The 296-nt window shown below is 39.5% G+C and carries 1 protein-coding gene; it reads left to right on the forward strand.

All coding sequences use genetic code 11. The features are described from left to right. A partial coding sequence (locus tag P0G09_RS19375; RefSeq protein WP_275253488.1) for a relaxase/mobilization nuclease domain-containing protein occupies positions 1 to 296 on the forward strand: 296 nt, incomplete at both ends.

Raw genomic sequence — 296 nt, forward strand, 5'->3', positions numbered from 1 at the left:
CTGATGCTTTTTGCAGTCAGGAGAAGACAGAAAGGAACTAAGCAGTTTGCAAAACACCGCATTGTTTCTTTCGCGGCAACGGATTGTATTCTGCCACAGGATGTAGTATCTCTGGCAGAAAGAATAGCAAGTATCTATGCAAGGAATGGCTTTTTTACAGCTTACGGAATTCATGCGGATAGATTTAATGTACTTATTCATTTTGCAGTTTGTGCAGTATCGTTTCAAACACAGAATATGTTTCATATTCAGTGGGAAGCTGAGAGAAAAATGCTCGTGTCAGTAACAAATCAGTG

The sequence above is a fragment of the Faecalibacterium sp. DFI.5.82 genome, assembly GCF_029076575.1.
Taxonomy (GTDB): Bacteria; Bacillota; Clostridia; order Oscillospirales; family Ruminococcaceae; genus Faecalibacterium; species Faecalibacterium duncaniae.